The 17,225-nt window shown below is 73.0% G+C and carries 16 protein-coding genes; 7 read left to right on the top strand and 9 right to left on the bottom strand.

Annotation, left to right across the window (positions count from 1 at the left end; translation table 11 throughout):
- Positions 1 to 161: 161 nt before the first annotated feature.
- Both ACGFYH_RS22435 and ACGFYH_RS22430 read right to left on the bottom strand, forming a co-directional pair.
- Positions 162 to 842 (bottom strand): potassium channel family protein, encoded by a 681-nt coding sequence (locus tag ACGFYH_RS22435; RefSeq protein WP_393804928.1) that lies wholly within the window; start codon positions 840 to 842, stop codon positions 162 to 164.
- Positions 842 to 1,513, bottom strand: a complete 672-nt coding sequence (locus ACGFYH_RS22430) for a potassium channel family protein (protein ID WP_393804927.1) — start codon at positions 1,511 to 1,513, stop codon at positions 842 to 844. Before ACGFYH_RS22430 ends, ACGFYH_RS22435 begins: the two co-directional genes overlap by 1 nt.
- A gap of 544 nt (positions 1,514 to 2,057) precedes the next feature.
- Here ACGFYH_RS22430 and ACGFYH_RS22425 point away from each other — a divergent pair.
- The 4 genes from ACGFYH_RS22425 to ACGFYH_RS22410 are packed head-to-tail and all read left to right on the top strand — an operon-like array spanning position 2,058 to position 7,474.
- Entirely contained in the window at positions 2,058 to 2,855 is a 798-nt protein-coding gene (locus ACGFYH_RS22425) for a BTAD domain-containing putative transcriptional regulator (protein ID WP_393804926.1), read from the top strand.
- A gap of 50 nt (positions 2,856 to 2,905) precedes the next feature.
- A complete protein-coding gene (locus ACGFYH_RS22420) occupies positions 2,906 to 5,956 on the top strand; it encodes a polyketide synthase (protein ID WP_393804925.1) in 3,051 nt (1,016 codons plus the stop codon).
- The gene (gene redW, locus ACGFYH_RS22415; RefSeq protein WP_393804924.1) at positions 5,953 to 7,128 is read left to right on the top strand and encodes an L-prolyl-[peptidyl-carrier protein] dehydrogenase; all 1,176 of its coding nucleotides are present in this window, start codon (positions 5,953 to 5,955) and stop codon (positions 7,126 to 7,128) included. Before ACGFYH_RS22420 ends, redW begins: the two co-directional genes overlap by 4 nt.
- A 25-nt stretch (positions 7,129 to 7,153) precedes the next feature.
- Positions 7,154 to 7,474 (top strand): RedY protein, encoded by a 321-nt coding sequence (locus ACGFYH_RS22410; RefSeq protein ID WP_393804923.1) that lies wholly within the window; start codon positions 7,154 to 7,156, stop codon positions 7,472 to 7,474.
- A 73-nt stretch (positions 7,475 to 7,547) separates the two neighbouring features.
- Here the strand turns inward: ACGFYH_RS22410 and ACGFYH_RS22405 are convergent, their stop codons facing one another.
- From ACGFYH_RS22405 to ACGFYH_RS22375, 7 genes are all read right to left on the bottom strand, one after another.
- On the bottom strand, positions 7,548 to 8,201 hold the full coding sequence (locus ACGFYH_RS22405; protein ID WP_393804922.1) for a LuxR C-terminal-related transcriptional regulator: 654 nt from the start codon (positions 8,199 to 8,201) through the stop codon (positions 7,548 to 7,550).
- A gap of 243 nt (positions 8,202 to 8,444) precedes the next feature.
- Positions 8,445 to 9,638 carry a RedV protein gene (locus ACGFYH_RS22400; protein ID WP_393804921.1) on the bottom strand — a complete coding sequence of 398 codons (1,194 nt, stop codon included), beginning with the start codon at positions 9,636 to 9,638 and terminating at the stop codon, positions 8,445 to 8,447.
- A gap of 157 nt (positions 9,639 to 9,795) precedes the next feature.
- Positions 9,796 to 10,578 (bottom strand): 4'-phosphopantetheinyl transferase family protein, encoded by a 783-nt coding sequence (locus tag ACGFYH_RS22395; protein WP_393804920.1) that lies wholly within the window; start codon positions 10,576 to 10,578, stop codon positions 9,796 to 9,798.
- Between the two features lie 64 nt (positions 10,579 to 10,642).
- Positions 10,643 to 11,533 (bottom strand): DUF6206 family protein, encoded by an 891-nt coding sequence (locus ACGFYH_RS22390; RefSeq protein ID WP_393804919.1) that lies wholly within the window; start codon positions 11,531 to 11,533, stop codon positions 10,643 to 10,645.
- Positions 11,530 to 11,979 (bottom strand): DUF6041 domain-containing protein, encoded by a 450-nt coding sequence (locus tag ACGFYH_RS22385; RefSeq protein ID WP_393804918.1) that lies wholly within the window; start codon positions 11,977 to 11,979, stop codon positions 11,530 to 11,532. The genes ACGFYH_RS22390 and ACGFYH_RS22385 overlap by 4 nt, the downstream gene beginning before the upstream one ends.
- A gap of 97 nt (positions 11,980 to 12,076) precedes the next feature.
- Positions 12,077 to 13,300: a beta-ketoacyl-[acyl-carrier-protein] synthase family protein gene (locus tag ACGFYH_RS22380; protein ID WP_393804917.1), complete on the bottom strand. Its 1,224-nt coding sequence runs from the start codon at positions 13,298 to 13,300 to the stop codon at positions 12,077 to 12,079.
- Complete coding sequence (locus ACGFYH_RS22375; RefSeq protein ID WP_393804916.1) at positions 13,297 to 13,542, bottom strand: phosphopantetheine-binding protein; 246 nt, start codon at positions 13,540 to 13,542, stop codon at positions 13,297 to 13,299. The genes ACGFYH_RS22380 and ACGFYH_RS22375 overlap by 4 nt, the downstream gene beginning before the upstream one ends.
- 371 nt (positions 13,543 to 13,913) lie before the next feature.
- Between ACGFYH_RS22375 and ACGFYH_RS22370 the strand changes: the two genes are divergently transcribed.
- From ACGFYH_RS22370 to ACGFYH_RS22360, 3 genes are read left to right on the top strand one after another with little or no spacing between them, the layout of a single operon-like run.
- The gene (locus ACGFYH_RS22370; RefSeq protein WP_393804915.1) at positions 13,914 to 14,921 is read left to right on the top strand and encodes a beta-ketoacyl-ACP synthase III; all 1,008 of its coding nucleotides are present in this window, start codon (positions 13,914 to 13,916) and stop codon (positions 14,919 to 14,921) included.
- 59 nt (positions 14,922 to 14,980) lie between these two features.
- Entirely contained in the window at positions 14,981 to 15,244 is a 264-nt protein-coding gene (locus ACGFYH_RS22365) for an acyl carrier protein (protein WP_393804914.1), read from the top strand.
- Positions 15,241 to 17,121 (top strand): aminotransferase class I/II-fold pyridoxal phosphate-dependent enzyme, encoded by a 1,881-nt coding sequence (locus tag ACGFYH_RS22360; protein WP_393804913.1) that lies wholly within the window; start codon positions 15,241 to 15,243, stop codon positions 17,119 to 17,121. The genes ACGFYH_RS22365 and ACGFYH_RS22360 overlap by 4 nt, the downstream gene beginning before the upstream one ends.
- The last annotated feature ends 104 nt before the right edge of the window (positions 17,122 to 17,225 follow it).

Here is a 17,225-nt window from a genome sequence, read left to right as displayed (position 1 = left end):
CCGGGGGTGGGGCGTGGGGGGGGGGGGGGGGGGGGGGGGGGGGGGGGGGGGCGGGCGGGCGGGGGGGGGGGGGGGGGCGGCCCCCCCCCCCCCCCCCCCCCCCCACCGCCGTCTCGTCCGGGCTCCGCCGTCCGAACCCCTGCCGGGGACCTGGACCCGGGTCAGACCAGGTCGCCGGGCTGCCGACGTGCCGACAGCAGGTCCTCCAGCTGCTCCTCGCGCGCCTGCGCGGCGACGAACAGCAACTCGTCGCCCGCCTCCAGGGAGTCCTCCCGGGACGGCGTCAGCACCCTGGTGCCACGGATGATCGTCACCAGGGAGGTGTCCTCGGGCCACTGGACGTCGCCGACCTGGGTGCCGGCCAGGGCCGACTCCTCCGGCAGCGTCAGCTCGACCAGGTTGGCGTCGCCGTGGCTGAAGCGCAGCAGCCGGACCAGGTCGCCGACGCTCACCGCCTCCTCGACCAGGGCCGACATCAGGCGCGGGGTGGAGACGGCGACGTCCACACCCCAGGACTCGTTGAAGAGCCACTCGTTCTTCGGGTTGTTCACCCGGGCGACGACGCGCGGAACGCCGTACTCCGTCTTGGCCAGCAGGGACACGACGAGGTTGACCTTGTCGTCGCCCGTCGCGGCGATGACGACGTTGCAGCGCTGCAGCGCCGCCTCGTCCAGGGAGGTGATCTCGCACGCGTCGGCGAGCAGCCACTCCGCCATCGGGACGCGCTCGACCGAGATGGCGGTCGGCGCCTTGTCGACGAGCAGGACCTCGTGGCCGTTCTCCAGCAGCTCGCCCGCGATGGAACGGCCGACCGCACCGGCTCCGGCAATGGCGACCCTCATCAGTGACCGTCCTCTTCTTCGGGACCCTCGGCGAACGCCGCCTCGACCTTGTCGACCTCGTCGGTGCGCATCATCACGTGCACGAGGTCACCCTCCTGCAGGACGGTCTGCGAGGAGGGCAGGATCGCCTCCCCGAGCCGGGTGACGAACGCCACCCGCACGCCCGTCTCCTCCTGGAGCCGGCTGATCTTGTGACCGACCCAGGACGAGGACGTGTGCACCTCGGCGAGCTGGACGCCCCCGGTGGGGTCGCGCCACAGCGGCTCGGCACCCGAGGGGAGCAGCCGGCGCAGCATCTGGTCGGCCGTCCAGCGGACGGTGGCCACGGTGGGGATGCCCAGACGCTGGTAGACCTCGGCGCGGCGGGGATCGTAGATGCGGGCGGCGACGTTCTCCACGCCGAACATCTCGCGTGCCACGCGGGCGGCGATGATGTTCGAGTTGTCGCCGCTCGAGACGGCGGCGAAGGCACCGGCCTCCTCGACGCCCGCCTCGCGCAGGGTGTCCTGGTCGAAGCCGATGCCGGTGACCCGACGGCCGCCGAAGGAGGAACCGAGGCGTCGGAAGGAGGTGGGGTCCCGGTCGATCACGGCGACCGTGTGCCCCTGCTGTTCCAGGGCCTGGGCGAGCGCGGAGCCCACACGCCCGCAACCCATGATGACAATGTGCACGGCTTACACCACTCTTCTTCTCAGCCCTCTTGCCTGGGTGAACGTCGCGTCCATCTTCCTCTTCCGGCTCGACGGGCAGACACCTGCGGCCCCACTGAGGGCCGCAGGTCACCATCATGCCGTTCCTCCGCGGCCGGACCCCGCCGGGGTGGTGCGTACACGCCGTCCGGCCCCGTTGAACCGGCGCGCGGCCGCGCCTCAACACAATGACGGCTGGGCCGGCCTCGGCCGGGCCCCTGTTGAGGCCGGATTCCGATCGTTCGGTGGATGACGGACCGGGGAGGGCTTGCCACGATGGACCCCGGCAAGACAGTGGTTCGAGAGGCGGTCCCGAGTCGGCCGAGAACCGGCTCGAAAGCCGGTCCACAGTCCTTCCGGGCCGGACCGGACACACCGCGCACCAGTGCTCCCGTCCGCTCACGGGGGCGCGCGACGGACGGCCGGACGCACGCGACCGCCCGGCCTCGCCGGGGAGACGGCTCGGACCACGGATGTACGCCTGTACAACTTCGGGGGATGTGTGGAAATCAACATATTGGGACCCGTGACGATCAGTACGCCGCACAACGGCGGTGGGATCCGGGCCGGAAAGGTCCGCACCCTGGTGGCGACGCTCGCGATCGACGCGGGCCGCGCCGTGTCGCTGGCGGATCTGGCGGACGAACTCTGGGGCGCGAACCCGCCCGACAACGTTCTCAACGCCCTCCAGGCCCATGCCGCGCGGGCCCGGAAAGTGATCAACGAGTGCGCCTGTCCCGACCGGGCCGGTGGCATCCTGCGCTCCGTGCTCGGCGGCTACCTCCTGGAAATCGACCCGCAGTGCGTGGACGGCAACAGGTTCCTGCGGCTGGCCTCGCAGGGCGCGTCCCTGCTCCCCTCCGACCCCGCGCGCGCCGTCGAACTGCTGGAGGCCGGCCTGCGGCTGTGGCGCGGCCCTGCCCTCATCGACGCGGGTGAGGGCAGACGCTGCCGCGGCGCCGTGGCCCTGTTCGAGGAGCGCCGGCTCACGGTCCTGGAGGACCTGGTGAGCGCGATGCTCCTGCTGGGCGGCGAAGGCCAGGCGATCGCCATGCTCCAGCAACTGGTGGCGCGGTACCCGCTGCGCGAACGGTTCTGCGAACTGCTGATGGTCGCCCTCTACCGGGTGGGGCGGCAGGGCGACGCCCTGGAGTCGTACCGACTGGCCAGGAAACGACTCGACGACGAACTGGGTGTCCAGCCGGGCGCGCTACTGCGCCGGCGGCACGCCGAGATCCTGGCGCAGGACCCGGTCCTGAAGGTGCCGTCGGCCCTGTGGCGCGAGCCGTACTCCGCGGCCGACAGCAGCCTGCTCACCGCCTGACGGCCCCCGGGCCGGCCGCCTCCAGCGCCATCGTGAACAGGAACGGGAAGTTGTCAGACAAGGACGCAGCCCAGGGCGCGGTGCCGGTGCCGGACCCCGCCGAACCGATCGCCATCGTCGGAATGTCCGCCCTCTATCCCGGGGCCCACGGGGTCGACGAGCTGTGGCGGCTGCTGCTCGCCGACGCGCCACCGCCCGGCCCGGGCCCCGCCGCGGGCAGCCTCGGCGACATCGAGATCGACGTCGCCCGGTTCGGCATCCCGCCGGCGCAGGCCGCCTCCATGGCCCGACTGCAACTCCTCATGGTGGAGGCGGCCCGTCAGTGCCTCGACGACGCCTCGGGCCCCGGCGGCCTCCGCGGCCGCACGGACGTCGTCGTGGGCACCTGCCTCGGACTGGACCGGCAGTACGCCAACGCGCTGCGCGTCGAGGGTGCCCGCTACGCCCGGGACCTGGCGGCGGTCCTCACAGCCGGACCGTGGCGGGACACCGGCACCGACCCGGGGGCCGCGGAACGGGAGCTCAACGACACGCTGGCACGTCGGCTCGGTGCCTCACCGCACGACCGGGTGGGGGAGATGGCCAGTACGATCCCGGCGCGCATCGCCTCCGCCTTCAAGCTGCGCGGACGCACCCTCGCCGTGGAGTCGGCGGACGCGACCTCCTACTGGGCCCTCGCGCACGCCGTGGACAGCCTGCGCGCCGGGCTGGCCGACGCCGCCCTGGTCGTGGTGGGGCAACGGGACGAGGGCCGCTTCGCGCGGCGGGCGCTGGCGGCCAAGGGGCTCGTGACACCGCCGGGCGGGGCCGGGTCCGGCGGCGCCGTGCTCGCCGAGGGGCTCGGGGCGCTGCTGCTCAAGCGCCGGTCGAGCGCGGAGCGCGACGGCGACCGCGTGTACGCGTCCGTACTCGACTGCGCCCTGCGGCACGAGGCGCGGCCGGGCACCTTCCGCTACTCGCTGTCGGCCGCGCACCGACGGGCGGCCGCCGAGGCCGCGCACCGTACGGCGGGCGTCGCGCCGGGCTCGGTGCGCTTCGTCGAGTGCGCCGGGCACGGCACGGCCGCCGTGGTGCGGGCCGAGCGGGAGGCGATCGCCGGGATCCACGCCGGTGCGCCACGGGGCTCGGTGGCCCTGGGCAGTACGCGTGACCGGCTCGGACACACCTTCGCCAACGCCGGGCTCGCCGGGGTCACCAAGGTGGCGCTGGCCCTGCACCACCGCACCGTCCCCCCGCTTCGGACCGGCACCGACACGGGTGGCCAGGACCCGGCGGACGATTGGTTCCGCGTGCCACGCGCGGCCGAGCCCTGGGAGCCGTCCACGGACGGTACGCCCCGCCGGGCGGCGGTGATGGGCGCCTCGCTGACCGGCACGGTCTGTCACGTGCTGCTGGAGGAGCACGTACCGGCTGCCGCCGACGCGGCGGCGGGACCGGGGCGTACCGCCCACGCGGCCGGTCGGGCGGGTGCGGGGACCACGGAGGCCGGACCCGGGCCCGGCGCTCGCGCGGCCCCCGGAGGGACGTCCTACGGCGGGGTGCCGTCCGGGGGAGTGTCCGTCGGCGGGGTGTCCGGAGGCGGGGGTTTCGCCGGTCCGGCGGGGCGTCGTGCGGCGGAGTCGGATGGCCTGTCGGCCGGCGTGGCGCCCTCTGGCGGCGCGTCGGTCGGCGTGGGGCCCGTCGGGCCGTCCGTGCGAAGTGGCGCGGAGCCGATCGCGATCGTCGGGTTCGGTGGGCGCTTCGCCGACTCGCCCGACGCGGAGGCCTTCTGGCGGACCATGCTCTCCGGGCGGGACCGGATCGGGCCGCTGCCGTCCGAGTCGTTCGACCGGGGGCTGTACCACGCCCCGGGCGCGCTCGCCCTCGGACGCAGTTACACCGACCTGGGCGCGCCCGTCCCGGTGCCCTCGGCGCCCCCGGCCGGGCTGCGGATCCCGCCCCACCGGTACGCGGCGATGGACGCGGCCCAGCGGCTCGGGCTCGACGTGGCCACCGAGATGTTCGCGCGCTACGGACGCTCGCCGCGTTCGCTCCAGGGCGTCGGAACCGTCGCCGTCGGCAGCAATCTGGGCCTCTCCCTGGAGCGCCGGCTGCACACCGGCCTGTGCATCGAGGACCTGGAGGCCGACGTACGGTCCCTGGCCGCACTCGGCGGACTGGGGCCGGACGACGTCGAGGCGGTGACCGAACTGGTGCGGGACCGGTTCGGAGAACCCGGCCCCGTCGACCTGCCGACCACGTGGGACGGCTGCGTCGCCAGCGGCATCGCGGCCCTCGTCGGCAACGAGCACGGCCTGGACGCCGTACCGGTGGCGGTCGAGGCCGCCTGCGCCTCCTCGCTCGCGGCGCTCGACGTCGCCGTGGGCCGGCTGCGCTCCGGCGGCGCCGACTACGCCGTCGCCGGAGGCGTGGAACTGCCGTGCAACGTACGTGACATGGTGCTGTGCTCCTCGCTGGGACTGCTGTCGCACAGCAGGATCACCCCCTTCGACGCGGACGCCGACGGCTTCACCCCGGGGGACGGCTGCGCGCTGTTCCTGCTCAAACGCCTGGCGGACGCACGCCGCGACGGCGACCCGGTGTTCGGTGTGCTTCGCGCGGTCGGTGCGTCCAACGACGCGAAGTCGCTGATCGCGCCGGACGCCGACGGGCAGGCGCGAGCCGTACGGCAGGCGTTCGCCCAGGTCGACTTCGGCCCGGACGAGGTGGACTACCTGGAGGCCCACGGCACCGGGACCCGGCTGGGCGACCGGGTGGAGGTCGCCGCGGCCGTACAGGTGTACGGCACGGGGCGGCGCACGGCACCGCTCCACATCGGGTCCGCCAAGTCCTTCCTCGGCCACACCTTCGCGGCCGCCGGTGCGGCCGGACTGCTGCGCACACTGCAGGCGTTGCGGCGGGCGACCCTGCCGCCCAGCGCCAACCTGCGGGTGCTCAGTCCCGACCTCGCCCTGGACGCGATCCCCGCCCGGGTGGCCACCGAGGCCGCGCCCTGGCCCGCGGAACGGGGGCGGCCGCGGCGCGCCGCGGTGAGTGCCTTCGGGACCGGCGGCATCAATTACCACCTGTTGATCGAGGAAGGCACGGTCGCAACGCGATGAGCTACGACTTCGACGCCGGTTTCGACGCCGATACCGAGGAAATGCGCGACATGGTCGTGCGGTTCGCCCGGCGCGAGCTGGACTCCCCGGGCCGCTTCGCCGATGCCGAGGACTTCCGGCGGCGCTGGCGGCTGGCCGGCAAACAGGGCCTGGTGGGCACCTGCGTGCCGGGCGACTTCGGCGGCAGCGGCCTGGACGCGGTGGCCGCGGCCGCCACGATGGAGGCGCTCGGGTACGGCTGCGCGGACACCGGCTTCGCCTTCTCGGTCGCCGCGCACCTGTTCGCCGCCGTCATGCCGATCGTCGAGTTCGGCACCGACCGGCAGCGCGGCGCGTGGCTGCCCGCCCTGTGCTCCGGCGAGCGGATCGCCGCTCACGCCATCACCGAGCCGGAGGCCGGGTCGGACGCGCTGCGGCTGCGTACGCGCGCCCGCGGCGTCGACGGCGGCTACGTGCTCAGCGGTTCCAAGTGCTTCATCACCAACGCCCCGGTGGCCGACGTGTTCGTGGTCCAGGCCGCCACCGACCCGCGCGGCGGGTTTTTCGGGCTGACCACCTTCCTGGTCGACGCGTCCACCGCCGGACTCACGGTCGGGCGCCCGCTCGACAAGGTGGGGCTGCGCGGCTCCCCGACGGCCGACGTCCACTTCGACGACTGCCTGGTCCCGGCCGACGCGGTGCTGGGGGCGGAGGGTTCCGGGGCGACCATCTTCTCCTCGTCCATGAAGTGGGAACGCACCTGCCTCTTCGCGGCCTACCTCGGCGCGATGCGCCGGGTGCTGGAGTCCACGGTGGAACACGCCCGTGAGCGCGAGCAGTTCGGCTCGCCGATCGGGGAGTTCCAGGCGGTCAGCCACCGCATCGTCGACATGCTGGGCCGCTACGAGGCGGCCCGGCTGCTGCTCTACCGTGCGGCGCGGGCCCTGGCCGACGGCACGGCCGACGAGATCGGCCCGGCCCTCGCGAAGATCGCGGTCAGCGAGGCCGCCGTACAAATCGGTCTGGACGCTGTGCAGTTGAGGGGGGCGCTGGGGGTGATGGACGGTGAGGCGGAGGCACTGCTGCGGGACGCGCTGCCCGCCCGGATCTTCTCCGGCACCAACGAGATCCAGAAGAACAACGTCGCGCGAGCGCTGGGCCTGGGGCGCCGGCGTTCCGCGGTACGCCGATGAGCGCACAGCCAGGGAGACCCGAGACATGGACGTCATCATCCACCGCATTCGTCTGCACGACGGAGTGGACCCGGCCCGCTTCGAGGCATGGGTCCGGGACGTCGACTACGCCACCTGTCCCCAACTGCCCAGTGTGCGCGCCTTCGAGGTGCAGCGGGTGAGCACGGAACCGGCTGCTCCATTTCACTACTTCGAGGTCATCTCCGTGGGCGCACTGGACGATTTCTCCCGGGACATGAAAACGGAGGCATTTCAGGGCCTGGTCGCCGCATTCGACACGATGGCGTCGGTCGTCGACGAGATGAGCGGCGAGCGCATAGAACCCGGCTACCCGGCTTCGCCCTGAACGCCCGAGGCCCCGAGCCCGGGGCGGCGGGGCCGTACGACCGGTGAAGTCGGTCGTACGGCCCGGCGTTCTCTCAGCGGGCGGAGGCGCCGTACGCGCCGCAGGTGCCCATGAGTCCCGACTCGTAGGCGATGGCGACGGCCTGTGCGCGGGTCGCCGCCCCCAGTTTGCGCAGGACCCGGTGTACATGGGACCTGACCGTGGTGCACGAGACGGACAGGGACCCGGCCATCTCGGTGTTCGTCTTGCCCTGGGTCAGTAAGATCAGGACTTCCTTTTCCCGAGGTGTCAGCTCGGGGCGCAGATTTTTTGGAGCGTTGCTCCGCCAATAGCGCATCAGGGCCTCGCGGGCCTCTTCCGGGGCGATTATGGCGTTCACTTCGGTGATGGTTTTGATGACGTGCACCAGTTCTTCGACCGAAGTTTCCACCGACAATACGGCGCGCACTCCGACGCGGAGTGCCTCGAATGCCCGGTGGGTGTTCTCGGGCTTGGCCAGCAGAATGGCCTTGCTCAGTCGCGCGAGTTCCGTCATGGTGTCGATGTTGTCCATGGTCACCAGGGGGGCCACGGCGATCAGGACGTCGGGTCCGGACTCCGCCGCGGTGGTGAGAGAGCTGCGCAGGGTGGTCTCCACCTGCACCTTCAGGTTGTGCCGCTCCAGCAGAGCGCGCATTCCCTCGCCCAGGATGACGCGGTCGCAGCACACCAGGACTCGGGTCGTCATACGTGAACTCCCGGCCGGGAAGGACACGGGTCGTGCGGGTCGGCACCGGCGATGACCGATCGGTGCCGGCAGCCTTTCTTTGTGATTCCCCCGATATGCGTCATGCGGCCAAACTTAGCACGCCTGTGCGTACTTGGAGGGTGGCTTCCGATACCGGTGCCAGGGCACGATAGGAAGCGGTTTCGCCTTCACGAAGATCCTGTCGGGAATCTTGCGAATGCCGCTGGTGCTGTGCTGTCCGCGTCAGATCACCACGTGCGTGGCGGCGTCGTCGCGCCGGTGGGAGTGCGGCGCGGAAGGGCCGGCCACCCCGACCCGGCTCACGAAGAAGGTGCGGCCGGACAGGGACAGTTCCCGCTCCAGGCGATCTCGCAGGTCGTCGTGCTGGATGACGATGCTGATGGGGTGCAGGGACAGTCCGTACCGGGTCGCCCGCCACCAGTAGTCGGCCAGCCGCGCCCCGCCCCGCAGCAGGTCGGCGCGTCCGGTCGCCTGTCCGGCGAAACCCATGGTCACCACGGCCGGAGTGCGGCGCACGATGTCGGCGAGCCCGGCGGCCAGCACCCGGTGGTAGCCGACCCGGCCCAGCAGGTTCATCGTCGCCGGCGCCAGCGCGCAGCGCATCGCCGCCCGACGCGGCCGGGACAACCGCCCGAAAAGCTGGTCGAGCGTGAACCCGTCTCCCCGCGCGGCCGCTTCAGCGGCGTCCCGGCGCACGAAGGAGTGGGTCTCCCGCCAGGCGGCCCGATGCCCGAAGTCACGCCCTCCGTGCCGGGCCACGAACGCCGCGAACGTACGCAGTTCCCGCGGCTCGGTCAGGTGGCGGAGATGGATCGGGCCTCCGTCCGCCTCAGGGGTGCCGGGTTCCTCCAGGTCGCGCAGCAGTCCGGGAGCCAACGGCTCGGGCCGGTAGGGCCCGCGGTGGGTGCGCCGGGCGAGCGCTGTGTCGTGGAGGTCTCCCAGGTGTTCCCCGGACGGCGGCCCGGGGCGCAGCGCCACCACGCACAGCGGTGTCCACGCCGCCGGCCATCCGGCGCCGAGCCGGGAGGCGGCGTCCGGCCCGGCGCCGTCGTCGCCCTCCAGGACGCGGACCGCGGCGGCCGTCCAGCCCTGGGCCGCCAGTCCGCGGAGCAGCAGCCGCCAGTAGATCCCGCAGCTGACCACCATCTCCACGGCATGTGCGGCCAGCGCCGTCAGTTCCCGCCCGCGGTCCAGGGCGAGGACCAGGTACTCCTCCGCGTCCTCGCCGGTGAGGTCTGCCGCGGCCCGGCGTGCCCGGGCGGACGTGGCCCGGCCGAGGCCCCACGGCTGGCAGTTGTGCGAGGAGGGACTCAGCGCGGCCGGCCCCGCCGCCGCGTCGAGCACCTGAGCGAAGGTGGAAGCCTGCGCGGCCGTGCCGTCCGTCCCGCGGATGCCGTCCGTCCTGCGGACCGTCATGACGATCTCCTCTTCACGTGCACGATCCCCTCTTCACGGTCCCCTCTTCACGGTCCCCTCTTCACGGTCCCCTCTTCACGGTCCCGTCTTCACGATCCCCTCTTCACTGTCCCGTCTTCGCGGTCGCCTGCCCGGCCACCTCCGCGGCCGGGCGGGCTCACCGCTCCACGAGGGCCAGGTAGTGGCCGTGGACCGCACCGGCCCACCCCGTCGGCCGCCGCGTCTCGGCGGCGGGGGCGTGGCGCAGCAGCCCGCCGCCGGGCCGCCAGACGAAGCGCCCGTCCGGCAGCCAGCCGGTCAGCGCGACCTCGCCGGCGTCCACCCGCAGTCCGAAGCCGTAGTACTTGAGTACGGCCTCCTTGCACGTCCAGCGCAGCGTCGGCGGCATCGCCGCCAGCCGCCGGGCGTCCGGTGACGGCGCGCGAGGGTCGCATTCCAGGTCGAGCAGCCTGGCGAGCGTCGGCGGCATGGGCCGGTCGTGCTCCAGATCGACGCCGATCGCGTGCGGTCCGCACACGGCGAGGGCGAAGTCCCCCGAATGCGTCAGACCCACCTCGACCGGCGCGTCCACCACCGGCCTGCCGGCCTGGATGCCCCCGGCCACGGTGTGCACCTCGATGGCACCGGGCTCCCGGACCAGGCCCCAGTGCCGGGCGCCGTGAGCGCTGACGGCGTGCTTGAGGGCGAGCCGGCCGGCCAGCCACTCCTGGCGCCGACGGGGGGCGCGCAGCGCCGCGGCCCGCTCGGTCTCGAAGGACGTCAGATACCGCGCCCTCAGTGCGGCGAGGGCCTGTGGGCTCCGCCCGCGCAGCCAGCCGACGGACACCACGGCGAGGGTGAGCCGTCGCGACGCCGGCCTCAGGTGCGTGACGCGCAGCGGGCGGGCCGCGTCCAGCACCACCTGGTCCGCGAGGCCCACCACCCGGTCCGCGAGACCCACACCCCGGTCCGCGAGGGCGCCCCCCGGCGGTGCCGCCGGGGGAGTCGCGGGCCGTGCGGCGGCCTCAACGCGCGACACGGTGCGGGAGCAGGAACGGGTAGGGGCGGCGCAGGACCTTGTTGTGGACGAAGCGGTCCGCCCTGCGCAGCCGCTGGATGAGCTCCCACATCCGGGCGTCGTCACGGTAGTAGGCCGCGATCTCCTCGGTGCCGAGCGGCTGGTCCAGGCGGGCTCCGGCCTGCTCGACGAAGCGGGGGATCAGATGATCCAGCCGCTCCTTGTGCAGATTGCCGAGGAAGTCCAGGACCACCCCGCGCGGCGAGTAGAACTTGTCGAAGATGGATTTCGTCATCGCCATCCGCACCACGTCCCGCACCAGCCACGGCAGCGAGGTGAAGAACAGCGGCACGTCGAGCAGTTCCCGCTCGTGTCCGTCGCGCATCAGCGGGGTGGTCACGTCCAGGTAGACCAGCTCACCGTCGACGTCGATCCAGTTGGAGGCCTGTCCGTCCAACCCCAGACGAGGGGTGACGGCCGCCTCGACGCGGTCCAGGAACCGTTCGAAGAACCCCTCGCACCAGGCGTCGCCGGCCGTGCGCAGCAGCCGGGAGCACAACCGGTCCGCGGGCAGCGCCTCCTGGACGCAGTACGCGACGGACCGGCCGCCCGGCAGCGGCCGGTGCCACATGCGGGTCTCGGCGACCTCGACGCCGCCCTTGTCGAGCCGCGTGATGTAGTCGTCGACCAGTGCGGAGTGCCGGTCCAGCCGCTCCCGGGAGGGGAAGACCGGCAGACGCTTGCACGCGAACGCGCCCGAGTCGGTCTCCAGCAGCAGGACCAGGGTCACCTCCCCGTAGCCGAGGATGGTGATGGCCCGGTCGTCGGTGGTCCGCAGCGCCCGCGTGACCTCGTCCTCGAGGGTGTCAATGGCGTCGGCGGGAATGGCGAAGGTCACGGCAGGTCACCGGCTTCCGGGGTCGAACCCGTCGAGGCGGCGACCGTGGCGTCCGCCGACGAGTGGTACCGGTACAGGAGGTAGAGGGCGGCGGCGAAGAACGCGGCGTCCATCACCAGGATCTCGGGGACGCTGCTCACGAGGATCACCACGAACAGCACCAGCATCAGCAACTGACCGTAGAGGGCGGCGATCACGAGCCCCCGGCGGTTCCACAGCAGGGCCAGGCCCGCCGCGACCATCACGGTGGCGACGAACCACATCACGCCGGTGGGGTGACGGTCCAGCCAGTCGACCGGGCCGGAGATCACGGTGCCACGGTTGGCTTCCGAGGCGTCGGTGAGGCGTCCTTCCACCGACTCGAGCCGCGGGAAGAACTTGCCTATCCCCGCGAGGATGTACAGGGCGCCGACGACGCGCTGGAGGATCAGGTTTCGTCCGGTCACGGGACAGCTACTTCCGGAGGTTGACGAGGGTGCCGCGAACGGGTGCGCTCGTGACAGGGGGAGGAGGCGGCACGCGTACGGCCGTCGGCCGGGGGTGTCAGGGCGAGGCGAAGACCAGGACCGCGTTCTGCCCGCCGAAGCCGAAGGAGTTGCTCATCGCCAGCTCCACCTTCTGCTCCCTGGGAGCGCCGGTGACCACGTCCAGGTCGACGGCCGGGTCCCGCCGCCGCAGGTTCGCGGTCGGGGGGACGGTGGACCGCTCGACGCACAGCACGGTCAGCGCCGCCTCGATGGCGCCCGCCGCGCCCAGCGTGTGCCCGAGGACGCCCTTGGCCGAGGTGACGGTCGCCCCGTCGCCCAGCAGCCGGCGCAGCACCGCGGCCTCGACCGCGTCGTTGAGCGGGGTCGAGGTGCCGTGCGCGTTCACGTGGTCGATGTCGCCGCCGCCGATCCCCGCCCGGGCGAGGGCCGCCTCCATCGCCCGCAGCGCGCCGGCGCCCTCGGGGTCGGGTGCGGTGACGTGGTGGGCGTCCGCCGACGCGCCGTGGCCCACGAGCCGGGCGTGGACCGTGGCGCCGCGCGCCTCGGCGTCCGCCACCCGCTCCAGGACGAGCATCCCGCTGCCCTCACCGATCACGAAGCCGTCCCGGTCGGCGTCGAAGGGCCTGGAGGCCGCCGACGGGTCCTCGACGCGCCGGGACAGCGCGCCCATCTGTGCGAAACCCGTGACCATCAGCGGGCTGACCCCGGCCTCGCTGCCACCGGCCACGACGACGTCGCACGTTCCGTCGCTCAGCAGCCGGGCCGCGGTGCCGAGGGCGGTGCCGCCCGAGGCACACGCGGTCGCCGTCACCAGGTTCGGGCCCAGCGCGCGCAGGTCCATCGCCAGGTGCCCGGCCGCCATGTTGGGCACCAGCATCGGCACCAGCAGCGCGGACACCGCCTCGGGTCCGCGGTCCAGCAGCCGCCGGTGCTGGGCCTCCCACGTCGACACGCCGCCCAGTCCGCAGCCGACGACCACGCCCACCCGGGCGCCGTCCCAGGTCAGCGGATCCAGCCCGGCGTCGGCCACGGCCTCCCGGGCGGCGACGATCGCCAGCTGCACGAAGCGGTCGTGGATCAGGGCGCTGCGCCGGCCCACGTGGCGCGCCGGTTCCAGGCCGGGCACCGCGCAGGCGATGTCCACGGGCAGCCCCGCGAGCCGGTCGTCCTTGGCGCCCGCGGACTCCCCGCGCAACACCCCCTTCCAGGTGGCGTCGACGCCTATGCCGGCCGCGGTCACCAGACCGAGCCCGGTCACGGCCAGGGAGCGGTCGGTCATGACGCCGCGGCCGCCGTCTCGTTGTCTATCAGGGCCACCGCGTGGGCGACGGTGTCCGTCGGGACCGCCGCGTCGTCGCTGATCTTCACGCCGAACTCGGACTGGATGACGAGAAGCAGTTCCACGAGGAACAGCGAGTCCATCTCCAGCTCTTCGAAGGTCACGTCCGGACGGATCGCCGCGCGGTCCACCGCGAAACCGTCGACCAGCAGATCAACGAGCTTGTCGTAGGTGGTGCTCATCAGTGTGGTCCGCCTTTCCTGGGTGGATCGGTCGCCGACCGCCGCGCTGGCCCGTCGGCGGCACGGTGCCGGGGCGGGTGCGGCGGCGATGCGACGCTGCGGCAAGTCTGGGGCGGTGCGCTGACGGCTCGCTGACGGCTCGCTGACTCCCGGGCGGGGCTCCGGCCGGGCGGGAGCCGCGGTCAGTCAGCCGTCAGCGCCCGGTCAGGGGCCCCGGCCAGACTCGGGACGGCCGGGGTGCCCGGGTTACTCCCCGCACCCGTCGGTCGGCAAACCGTCCATCACGCGAGGAGCACACACGTGGTTTCCCGTCTCCGCCGCCACACGTGCCGGCAGGCCGCACACCGGAGTCGCTCCGTGGGCGGTGCCCGGTGACGCGGGCGTCCGTGGTAGCCGGCATAGGCGGTTTTCTTCCGTCCCGGTGCGTCACCAACGGCGAGCTGGAACGGACCATGGACACCTCGGACGCCTGGATCCGGGCCCGTACGGGCATCGCCCAGCGCTATGTCGCCGAGGAGGGCACGAACACCTCCGACCTGGCGGTGGGCGCGGCCGAGCGGGCGCTGAAGTCCGCGCGCCTCACCGCGGACGCGATCGACGCGGTCATCGTGGCCACCACCACCCCGGACCGGCCCTGCCCGGCGACCGCGCCCACGGTGGCGGCCCGGCTGGGGGCCGGTCCCGTCACGGCGTTCGACGTGTCCGCGGTGTGCTCCGGGTTCCTCTACGGACTCGCCACGGCCTCCGGTCTGATCGCCTCCGGTGCCGCGGAACGGGTCCTCGTCATCGGCGCGGAGACGTTCTCCCGCATCCTCAACCCGGAGGACCGGTCCACCGCGGTGATCTTCGGCGACGGTGCGGGTGCCGTCGTCCTGCGCGGCGGAGACCCCGACGAGAGCGGCGCCCTCGGCCCGCTGCGGCTGGGCAGCGACGGCCACGGCGCGGACCTGATCACCGTGCCGGCCGGCGGTCCTCCGCGGCCGGGCGGGACGGCACCGCCCGACCTCGCCGACCGCTACTTCACCATGCAGGGCAAGAGGGTCTTCTGGCTCGCCGTCCAGCGCATGGGCGAGTGTGCGGGGAGCGTGCTCGACCAGGCGGGCTGGCGGGTGGAGGACGTCGACTGGCTGGTCAGTCACCAGGCCAACCACCGCATCACCGCACGGCTGGCCGACGAAATCGGCGTTCCCCGTGAGCGCAGCGTCAGCAACATCGCCGAGGTGGGCAACACCGCCGCCGCCTCCATCCCCCTCGCGCTCGACCACGCGCACACCCGGGGCACCCTCCGGCCCGGCGACCGGGTGCTGCTCACCGCGTTCGGCGGCGGCCTCACCTGGGGTGCCGCCGCCCTGACCTGGCCCGCCATCGATCCGGTCTGAGGGCGGCCGCCCGGGCCCTGCCGGAGTGCGTGCAGACGACCGATGAACCAAGGACGACCATGACTCCTCGGAAACTGATCACCGACTACATCGCCGACGCCTGGATGGGCGGCGACGCCGAAGGCCTGGAGCCGGACACCCCCATCGCGGAACTCAACATCATCGACTCCGCCGCCATCTTCGACCTCGTCCACTACCTGCAGAGCGAGTTCCGCGTCACGGTGCCCCTGCCGGAGGTCACCCTGCAGAACTTCAGGTCCGTCGACGCGATCTGCGCCCTGGTCGACCGCCTCCGGCAGAACGAGGGGGGCAGCGCGGCATGACGTACTCCGTGAACGCGCACCCGGACACCGCGCCGGTCCACGACCGCGTCGTGGACGTCATCGCCGCCCGCACCCTCTACGACGAGAGCCACCTGCGGCCGGAGAGCCACTTCGAGGCCGATCTCGGCATCGACTCCGTCATCATGGAGTCCGTCCTGGTCTCGGTCCGTGAGCGCTTCGCCCTGTCCACCGCCCTGCCCACGGGCCTGGCGACCATCGCCGAACTGGTCGACGCCGTGCGCGCCGCGCTGGCCGACGCGGGCGACGACCGGCCCGCCTCGACGACGCCGGCCGACGGGGACGGGCCCGGCGACCCCGTCACCGAGGCCGTCGTCGCCGCCGCCATGCGCCAGACCCAGTACCAGCGGCACCAACTCGCCCTCGACGCCGACCTGGAGGGCGACCTGGGCGTCGACTCGGTCGTCCTGGCCTCCGTCGTCGCCGAGGCCGCCGAGCGGCTCGGCCTCACCGAGCCCGCCCCGGACACCGCAGGCGCCACGACCCTGCGGGCCCTGGCCGACGCGCTGAGGACCGCCGGCGCGGCCGCCCGGGACGCGGGCACGGTGCCGGAACCCGGCCGCCCGGAGACGCCGCCCAATCCCGCCCGGGACGACTGGGACGACCGGTCCATGAAGGACTTCACCGAGCAGCGCGACCCCGACCTGTTCGCCAAGACCCGCAGCTTCGCCGGATATCTGCGCTCCCGCGAGCAGGACCGCCTGTACTGGTACGGCATGCCGCTGCACTCGCAGTGCGGCAACCGGGCCGTCATCTTCGACGAACTGGAGGGCCGCAAACGCGAGTTCCTCATGTTCGCCTCCAACAACTACCTCGGTCTCGCCAACCACCCCAGCGTCATCGAGGCCGTCTGCGACGCCACTCGCACCTACGGCGCCACCCACACCGGCTCCCGGTTCATCGGGGGCACCAACATGCTCCACAAGGAACTGGAGCGACGGCTGGCGGCCTTCAAGCAGCGGCCCGCCTGCATCGTCTATCCCGGCGGCTACTCGGCGAACCTCGGCGCCATCTCGGCGCTCGTCAAGAGCTACGACACCCTCGTCGTCGACCGCCTCAACCACATGAGCATCGTCGACGGAGCCCGGCTCTCCGGCGCCGTCCGCAAGATCTACCGGCACAACGACATGGCCGACCTGGAGCGCATCCTCAGCCGCAGCGCCGAGGAGGGCACCGGCGGCAGGCTCGTCGTGGCGGACGGGGTCTTCAGCATGCACGGCGACGTGTGCGACCTGCCCGAGATCGTCCGGCTGGCCAAGGCGTACGACGCCCGCGTGATGATCGACGACGCCCACGCCACCGGCGTTCTCGGCGTACGCGGCTCCGGCACGGCCGAGCACTTCGGCCTCAAGGGCGAGGTCGACCTGGAGCTGGGCACGATGAGCAAGACCCTCGCCGGCATGGGCGGATTCGTGGTCGGCGAGGAGGAGGTCGTCGAGTACCTGCGCTACTACTCCAACTCCTACGTCTTCGCCGCGAACATCCCCGCCGGGGTCGCCGCCGGGCTGATCGCCTCCCTCGACGTCATCGAGTCCGAACCCGAACGCCTGAAGCGGCTGTGGACCAACATCGGCACGCTGCGGGACCGGCTGCTGGAGGCCGGGTTCGACCTGGAGCACTCCCGGAGCGCGATCCTGCCCGTCGTCATCGGCGACGAACGCCGGGCGATGGAGATGGGCCGAGCCGTACGCGCCCGCGGCCTGTTCTGCCAGACCGTGGTCTACCCCGGCGTCCCCCTCGGTGACGCCCGGCTGAGGGTGAGCGTCACCTGCGAACACACCGCGCAGGACCTGGAACTGGCCGCCGAGATCTTCGTCGACGCCGCCCGCGAGACCGGCGTGCTGCCGGCCACCCCGTAGCCCTTCACCCGTCTCTTCCCCGCCCCACACGTCCGGCCCCCGGCTCGGCAGGCCCCCTCCCCGCCGAGCCGGGGCCCGGACCCCGAGCAAGCCACGCACGCCAA

Origin of the sequence: Streptomyces sp. NPDC048392 (assembly GCF_043200575.1) — a bacterium.
GTDB lineage: Bacteria > Actinomycetota > Actinomycetes > Streptomycetales > Streptomycetaceae > Streptomyces.
The sequence above is the reverse complement of the archived record's forward strand: the minus strand, read 5'-3'. Positions and strand labels throughout refer to the sequence as shown.

Excerpts from the sequence above, each read along its gene's own strand:
- ACGFYH_RS22435 (WP_393804928.1), bottom strand. The coding sequence starts at position 842 with ATGAGGGTCGCCATTGCCGGAGCCGGTGCGGTCGGCCGTTCCATCGCG.
- redW (WP_393804924.1), top strand. The coding sequence starts at position 5,953 with ATGAGCTACGACTTCGACGCCGGTTTCGACGCCGATACCGAGGAAATG.
- ACGFYH_RS22410 (WP_393804923.1), top strand. The coding sequence starts at position 7,154 with ATGGACGTCATCATCCACCGCATTCGTCTGCACGACGGAGTGGACCCG.
- ACGFYH_RS22405 (WP_393804922.1), bottom strand. The coding sequence starts at position 8,201 with ATGACGACCCGAGTCCTGGTGTGCTGCGACCGCGTCATCCTGGGCGAG.
- ACGFYH_RS22400 (WP_393804921.1), bottom strand. The coding sequence starts at position 9,638 with ATGACGGTCCGCAGGACGGACGGCATCCGCGGGACGGACGGCACGGCC.
- ACGFYH_RS22380 (WP_393804917.1), bottom strand. The coding sequence starts at position 13,300 with ATGACCGACCGCTCCCTGGCCGTGACCGGGCTCGGTCTGGTGACCGCG.
- ACGFYH_RS22375 (WP_393804916.1), bottom strand. The coding sequence starts at position 13,542 with ATGAGCACCACCTACGACAAGCTCGTTGATCTGCTGGTCGACGGTTTC.
- ACGFYH_RS22365 (WP_393804914.1), top strand. The coding sequence starts at position 14,981 with ATGACTCCTCGGAAACTGATCACCGACTACATCGCCGACGCCTGGATG.
- ACGFYH_RS22360 (WP_393804913.1), top strand. The coding sequence starts at position 15,241 with ATGACGTACTCCGTGAACGCGCACCCGGACACCGCGCCGGTCCACGAC.